Genomic DNA, 6,500 nt, shown 5'->3' with positions numbered 1-6,500 from the left:
AGCGACCGCCGCCGAAGCCGGCGCAACGACCGACGAGGGCGAGGCCGCCGACGGCGAGGCCGCCGAGGCGCCGCTCCCGCCGGCCCCGACCGAGACCGCCCCGGCGACGGCCGAAGCGCCTGCCGGAGACGAGGACGCGCTGGCCGCCGCGCTGGCAGCGCAGACGCTCGTTGTCGCGCCCGAGGAGCTGAGCGCCGAGGACGAGGCCGCGCTCGAAGCCGCGCGCGCCGCCGCCGAGGCCGCGGAACTCGCCGCCGCCCCCGTCGATCCCGTCGCGGAGGCCGAGGCCGAGATCGCCGCCGCCGAGGCCGAGGCGGGCGAAGCCCTCCAGTCCCTCGCACTCGTGCCCGAGGCGGCGCCCGTCGTCGCCGCCACCGAGGTAGTCATCACGGAGGAAACCGCGCGACGCCCGGACGAGGATTTCGGCCGCCTCCTGACCGCGACGACCGAGGCGCAGGCGGCGCCCGAGCGCGACCGCACCGGCCTCAGCGGGACGCAGGGCCTGATCCTCGGCGGGATCGCGGGCCTCGCCATCGGCTCGATCATCGCCGGCAACCGGCAGGTGGTGAACCGCGCCGACGACCGGCTCGTGGTGCTGCGCCCCGAGGGCGACTATCAGGTGATCCGCGACGACGACACGCTCCTGCGCCGCCCCGGCAACCGGGTCTTCACCGACACCTTCGCCGACGGCTCCTCGCGCAACGTCGTGACCGAGCCGGACGGCACGCAGATCATTACCGTGCGAGACCGCGACCTGCGCATCCTGCGCCGGACGGTCGTGGCGCCCGACGGGACGCGGACGGTCCTGATCGACGACATCGCGGTCCATACTCCCGTCGTCGTCTCCGAGCTGCCGAGCGCGCGGCCGGGCCAGAGCCTCGTGACCGCCAGCCCCTCGGCGGATGCTGCGGCGCTCGCCCGCGCGCTCGAGGCGCAGACCTTGGCGGATCGCGGTTTCTCGCTGTCGCAGATCCGGTCGATCCGGGCTGTGCGCGACCTCGCGCCCGCGCTGAACCTCGAGAACGTCACCTTCGAGACCGGCTCGGCCGCGATCACGCCGGACCAGGCGCGGCAGCTCCTCGCGCTCGGGCGGGCCATGTCGGACGCCATCGCCCGGAACCCGCGCGAGGTCTTCCTGATCGAGGGGCATACCGACGCCACCGGCAGCGCCTCGTTCAACCTCGGCCTTTCGGACCGCCGGGCCGAGACCGTGGCGCTCGCGCTCACCGAGTATTTCGGGGTACCCGCGCAGAACATGGTGATCCAGGGCTATGGCGAGGAGTTCCTGCTGATCCCGACGCTGGAGAACGAGCGGCTGAACCGCCGCGTCGCCGTCCGCCGGATCACCGACCTCCTCCGCGTCGCGGCGGCGCAGTGAGGGCGCTGCGCGGCGGCATCGGCCTCGCGTTTCTGGCCGTGACGGCCGCCGGGGCGGAGGCGCGCGTCTGCGAGGACCGGCCGAGCGAGGTCCTGCGCAGCGACCTCGCGGCGAGCCTCGCAGCCGGCGCGCGCGACGCCGCGGGGCAAGTGCTGGAGACCACGGCCCGGCTCTCGCTCCGCGACATCGCCACCGGCGCGTCGCTCGTCGGCGGCGGCGCGGGCACGCTCGGCCAGATCGGCACCGCCGCAGGGAACCTCGCGGCGGGCGTCGCGACGACCCCGCGCGTGGCCCTGGCGGGCGGCGCGGCGGTCCTCGGTGCCGGCGCCTGGGAGGGGCTCTGCTTCCTCCGGGACGAGCGGATCACCGATCCCGACGAGATCCTCGCGATCATGACCGCCGTGGCCGCCTTCGCCGACCCGGCCCATTTCCGCGTCGAGGGCACCGACGTGACCGATGTGATGGTCGTGCTCGGAGACGGTGCGGGCGGCCGGGCGGAGTTCGCCGTGCGGCGTCTGAGGATCGTCAACGGCGTCCTCCTGCACCGCGAATGGGGGCGCGACACCGAGCTCGGCAACCTCGGCGTCCTGACCTCGAGCATGGCACGGGACTGAACGGCGCGCTTGACCCGCTGCGGGCGGCCGTCGCCGCCTCGCCCTCCCGCGGGGACAGACCGCCAGGCCCTGCACCGAAGTGACCCGATCCGGGTCATCGCGAGCCTTCGTCGCCGCGCCGCCGGGCTAGGATCGCGCATCGGGCGGGCCGCCGCAGGGCCCGTGCCCCCCGCGACCGGCAACGAAAGGCAGGCAATGAGGAAGCTCACGGCGGAGTTCTTCGGAACGTTCTGGCTCGTCTTCGGTGGCTGCGGCAGCGCGGTGCTCGCCGCCGGGTTCCCCGAGCTGGGCATCGGCTTCGTCGGTGTCTCGCTGGCCTTCGGCTTGACCGTTCTCACCATGGCCTACGCGGTGGGCCACATCTCGGGCGGGCATTTCAACCCCGCCGTCTCCCTCGGCCTCGCGGTCGCGCGGCGCTTCGCCTGGGCGGATCTTCCCGGGTATTGGACGGCACAGGTCGCGGGCGGGCTCCTCGCCGCGCTGCTGCTCTACGTCATCGCCTCGGGCGCGCCGGACTGGTCGGCGGGCGGCTTCGCCTCGAACGGTTACGGAACGCTGTCGCCCGGCGGCTACGGTCTCGCATCGGCGCTGCTGATCGAGGTCGTCCTGACGGCGGCCTTCCTCGTCGTCATCCTCGGAGCCACCTCCGCGCGGGCGCCCGCCGGCTTCGCGCCGATCGCGATCGGCCTCGCGCTGACGCTGATCCACCTCATCTCGATCCCGGTGACGAACACCTCGGTGAACCCGGCCCGCTCGCTGGCTGTCGCCCCCTTCGCCGAGACGGCGGCGCTCGGTCAGCTCTGGGTGTTCTGGGTCGCGCCGCTTGCCGGTGCGGCACTCGGCGCGGCGATCTGGATGGGGCTCATCGAGGATCGGGCGAACGAGATGCCGCGTCCGCCGGGACGGGCGGCGGCGGGGAAGTAACAGGGACGCCGCGTCCCGGTGCGCAGGCCGGTCCCGCGCCCTCAGCCACCCCCGGCATAGTCCTCCAGCACCGCCGCCGTTCCGTCCCGCCAGAGCCGCGTCAGCCAGTGCTCGAATGCGCGGGTGAAGGGCGTGGCGCGCCGGAGGTTCCCGTAGATCCCCTCCTGCTCGAGCCAGGCGAGCGGACGGTCCCGCGCCGCACGGGCGGCCAGGGTCAGCCGGGGCCACGCGGGATCGTTCGGCTCGATGCCCGAGCCGTCCTCGCGGGTGCCCTCGCACATGCGGGCCCAGAGCGCCTCGACCAGGGCGAGCCCTTCGACCCTCGCGCCGGACGCCAGCGCCTCGCGGATCACGGGCAGGAGGAAGCCCGCATGGCGCGACGAGCCGTCGAAGGCGACCCTCCGCGTGGTGTCCCGGATCGCGGGGTTGGAGAAGCGCCCTTCGATCAGCGCCAGGTATTCGGACGGCGACATGCCGGGCACCGGCTCGACGCGGGGCAGGATCTCCTCGACCTGGACCTTGCGGAAGAGGGCGCGGATGGAGGGGTGCGCCATGCAGTCGGAGATGGTGGCCACCGACAGGAGCTCGCCCGCATTGGCGATGACCTGGTGCCCCGCGTTCAGGATGCGGATCTTCATCATCTCGTGGCCGTGCACGTCCGGGGTGAAGGTGGCGCCCACCCGGTCCCAGTCGGGGCGGCCCGCACGGAAATCGTCCTCGATCACCCATTGCCGGAAGTTCTCGTGCGCGACGGGCGCTGCGTCGTCGATGCCGAGGTCTCGCACGAGGCGCAGCTCGTCCGGTCCGGTGGCGGGCACGATGCTGTCGACCATCGAGTTGGGAAAGGCGCCCTCGCCCTCGATCCAGTCGGCCAGGGCGGGATCCTGCAACCGTGCCAGTCCGGCCACCGTCTGCCGCAGGATGGCGCCGTTCCCGAGGAGGTTGTCGCACGACAGGCCGGAAAAGGGCACATGACCCGCCCCGCGCCTGAGCCTCAGCGCCGCCACCATGGCGCCGAAGGCGGTGCGCGGTGCATCGGGGTGCGCCGCGTCGTGGACGATGTCGGGGTGCCCGGTGTCGAGCCCGCCGGTCGCGGCGTCGATGTAGTAGCCGCCCTCGGTGACGGTCAGCCCGACGATGCGGATGCGCGGATCGGCCATCGCCCGGATCAGCGGGCCGTTGCCCGCCTCGATCGGCAGGTAGCCGATCATCGGGCCGGTCACCTCGGCAGACCGCCGGTCGGGCGCAAGCTCGATCAGCGTCGTCAGGCAGTCCTGCCCGAGGAGCTTCTCGCGCATGGCCGCGTCGTAGGAACGGACGCCCGCGCCGAGGATCGCCCAGTCCAGCGCCAGCCCCTCCTGCATGAGGCGGTGCAGGTACCAGGCCTGGTGGGCGCGGTGGAAATTGCCGAGGCCGATATGGACGATGCCGGGGGTCAGGCGGCTACGGTCGTAGCGGGGGCGCGCGACGGAGCGGGGCAGATCGTCCAGCGTGGCGTTCGACAGCTTGATGGGGCGGGTCGCGGACATCAGCTCATCCACTGGCCGCCGTCGACGTTGTAGCATTGCGCCACGATGTATTCGGCCTCGTCCGAGGCGAGGAAGACGGCCATTCCGGTGAGGTCCTCCGCCCGTCCCATGCGGCCATAGGGCACCGCCTCGCCCACCTCGCGCTTCTTCTGGCCCGGCGCCTTGCCCTCGTGTTTCGCGAAGAACGCATCGACGCCGTCCCAGTGCTCTCCGTCGACGACGCCCGGCGCGATGGCGTTCACGCGGATGCCGTGGGCGATCAGGTTCAGCCCGGCCGACTGCGTCAGGCTGATGACCGCGGCCTTCGTCGCGCAGTAGACGGCCACCAGCGGCTCGCCCCGGCGGCCCGCCTGGCTCGCCATGTTGATGATGCGCCCGCGGATGCCCCGCTCGATCATGTGGCGGGCGACCGCCTGCAGGGTGAAGAGCGTTCCCGCCACGTTGATGTCGAAGACGCGCTGGTAGTCGGCGCGCTCGATCTCGACGATGGGCGCGGCGGTGAAGATGGCTGCGTTGTTGACGAGCACGTCGATCTGCCCGAACGCATCCACGGTGGCCGCGACCGCTGCGTCGATGCTGTCCTGCCGGGTCACGTCGAGCGCGACGGCGATGGCCGCATCCCCGATCTCCGCTGCCGAGGCGCGGGCGCGGTCCATGTCGATGTCGGCAATTGCCACGCGCGCGCCCTCGCGGACATAAGCCTCGGCGAAGGCCTTCCCGATGCCCCGTGCCGCGCCGGTGATCAGCGCCGTCTTTCCCTCGAGCCGTCTCATGCGATGCGCAGGCCTTCCCTGTCGAAGCGGTGCAGGTGGTTGGTGTCGGGCGTCAGCCAGACCGCGTCGCCGTAGTGCAGGTCGACCTCGCCGCCGACGCGCACGGTGACGGGGTCCGGGATGCCCTCGCACTTGACGTGGAAGAAGGTGTCCGAGCCCAGGTGCTCGGAGACGCCGACCCGCCCGCTCCATTCCCCGCCCTCCGACGAGACGGAGACGTGTTCGGGCCGGATGCCGATGGTCTCCGCCCCGTGCCGGGCCGCGATCCCGCCATTGACGAGGTTCATCTTCGGGCTGCCGATGAAGCCCGCGACGAAGGTGTTGCGCGGGGTGCGGTAAAGCTCCAGCGGCGTGCCGACCTGCTCGATGACGCCCGCGCGCAGCACCACGATCTTGTCGGCCATGGTCATCGCCTCGACCTGGTCATGGGTCACGTAGATCATCGTCGTCTTGAGCCGGTTGTGCAGCTCGGAGATCTCCAGCCGCATGCCGACGCGCAAGGCGGCGTCGAGGTTCGAGAGCGGCTCGTCGAAGAGGAAGGCCGCGGGCTCCCGCACGATGGCGCGCCCGATGGCGACGCGCTGCCGCTGCCCGCCCGAGAGCTGGCCGGGCCGGCGGTCGAGATAGTCGGTGAGGTTCAGCACCTCGGCGGCCGCCGTGACGCGCCGCTCCTGCTCGGCCCTGTCCATCCCCGCCATCCGCAGGGGGAAGGCGATGTTCTTCCGCACGCTCATGTGCGGGTAGAGCGCGTAGGACTGGAACACCATCGCGAGGCCGCGCCTTGCGGGCGGCACGTCTGTGGCGTCCTGCCCGTCGATGCGGATCTCGCCCGAGGTCACGTCCTCGAGCCCCGCGATCAGCCTCAGGAGCGTGGACTTCCCGCAGCCCGAAGGCCCGACGAAGACCACGAACTCCCCGTCCTCGATGGTCAGGTCGAGGGGCGGGATGACCTGCACCTCCCCGAACGACTTGCTCACCTTGTCGAGCGTGATGCGTCCCATTGCGGTCGCTCTCCTATTTCACCGCGCCGAAGGTCAGGCCGCGGACGAGTTGCTTCTGGCTGAACCAGCCGAGGATCAGGATCGGCGCGATCGCCATGGTCGAGGCCGCGCTGAGCTTGGCGTAGAACAGGCCCTCGGGGCTGGAGTAGCTGGCGATGAAGGCGGTGAGCGGTGCGGCGTTCGCCGCCGTCAGGTTCAGCGTCCAGAAAGCTTCGTTCCAGGCCAGGATGATGTTGAGGAGCACCGTCGAGGCTATGCCGGGGATCGCCATCGGCGTCAGG

General features: G+C 72.0%; 6 protein-coding genes and 1 pseudogene. 3 read left to right on the top strand and 4 right to left on the bottom strand.

All coding sequences use genetic code 11. The features are described 5' to 3' along the window. The 3 genes from ACTS11_RS09545 to aqpZ form a co-directional block, all read left to right on the top strand. The coding region (locus ACTS11_RS09545; protein WP_442640087.1) for an OmpA family protein at nucleotides 1-1,378 on the top strand (1,378 nt) is incomplete at its 5' end. After that, entirely contained in the window at nucleotides 1,375-1,992 is a 618-nt protein-coding gene (locus ACTS11_RS09540) for a hypothetical protein (protein ID WP_442640086.1), read from the top strand. The genes ACTS11_RS09545 and ACTS11_RS09540, both read left to right, overlap by 4 nt. Before the next feature lie 195 nt (nucleotides 1,993-2,187). Then, nucleotides 2,188-2,916 carry an aquaporin Z gene (aqpZ, locus tag ACTS11_RS09535; RefSeq protein WP_442640085.1) on the top strand — a complete coding sequence of 243 codons (729 nt, stop codon included), beginning with the start codon at nucleotides 2,188-2,190 and terminating at the stop codon, nucleotides 2,914-2,916. Between the two features lie 41 nt (nucleotides 2,917-2,957). On the opposite strand, the gene ACTS11_RS09530 is transcribed toward aqpZ, so the two are convergent. The 4 genes and pseudogenes from ACTS11_RS09530 to ACTS11_RS09515 all read right to left on the bottom strand — a co-directional run. Beyond that, nucleotides 2,958-4,445 (bottom strand): mannitol dehydrogenase family protein, encoded by a 1,488-nt coding sequence (locus tag ACTS11_RS09530; protein ID WP_442640084.1) that lies wholly within the window; start codon nucleotides 4,443-4,445, stop codon nucleotides 2,958-2,960. After that, nucleotides 4,445-5,218 (bottom strand): L-iditol 2-dehydrogenase, encoded by a 774-nt coding sequence (locus ACTS11_RS09525; protein WP_442640083.1) that lies wholly within the window; start codon nucleotides 5,216-5,218, stop codon nucleotides 4,445-4,447. Before ACTS11_RS09525 ends, ACTS11_RS09530 begins: the two co-directional genes overlap by 1 nt. Next, nucleotides 5,215-6,219 (bottom strand): ABC transporter ATP-binding protein, encoded by a 1,005-nt coding sequence (locus ACTS11_RS09520; RefSeq protein WP_442640082.1) that lies wholly within the window; start codon nucleotides 6,217-6,219, stop codon nucleotides 5,215-5,217. The genes ACTS11_RS09525 and ACTS11_RS09520 overlap by 4 nt, the downstream gene beginning before the upstream one ends. A 13-nt stretch (nucleotides 6,220-6,232) precedes the next feature. Then, a pseudogene (locus ACTS11_RS09515) lies at nucleotides 6,233-6,500 on the bottom strand (carbohydrate ABC transporter permease); the annotation flags it as partial.

Origin of the sequence: Roseicyclus sp., from assembly GCF_052168335.1 — a bacterium.
GTDB lineage: Bacteria > Pseudomonadota > Alphaproteobacteria > Rhodobacterales > Rhodobacteraceae > Roseibacterium.
This window is presented reverse-complemented; position numbering and strand designations above follow the sequence as displayed.

Bases quoted from the DNA above. Each gene is read 5' to 3' on its own strand.
- aqpZ (WP_442640085.1), top strand. From the start codon at position 2,188: ATGAGGAAGCTCACGGCGGAGTTCTTCGGAACGTTCTGGCTCGTCTTC.
- ACTS11_RS09530 (WP_442640084.1), bottom strand. From the start codon at position 4,445: ATGTCCGCGACCCGCCCCATCAAGCTGTCGAACGCCACGCTGGACGAT.
- ACTS11_RS09525 (WP_442640083.1), bottom strand. From the start codon at position 5,218: ATGAGACGGCTCGAGGGAAAGACGGCGCTGATCACCGGCGCGGCACGG.
- ACTS11_RS09520 (WP_442640082.1), bottom strand. From the start codon at position 6,219: ATGGGACGCATCACGCTCGACAAGGTGAGCAAGTCGTTCGGGGAGGTG.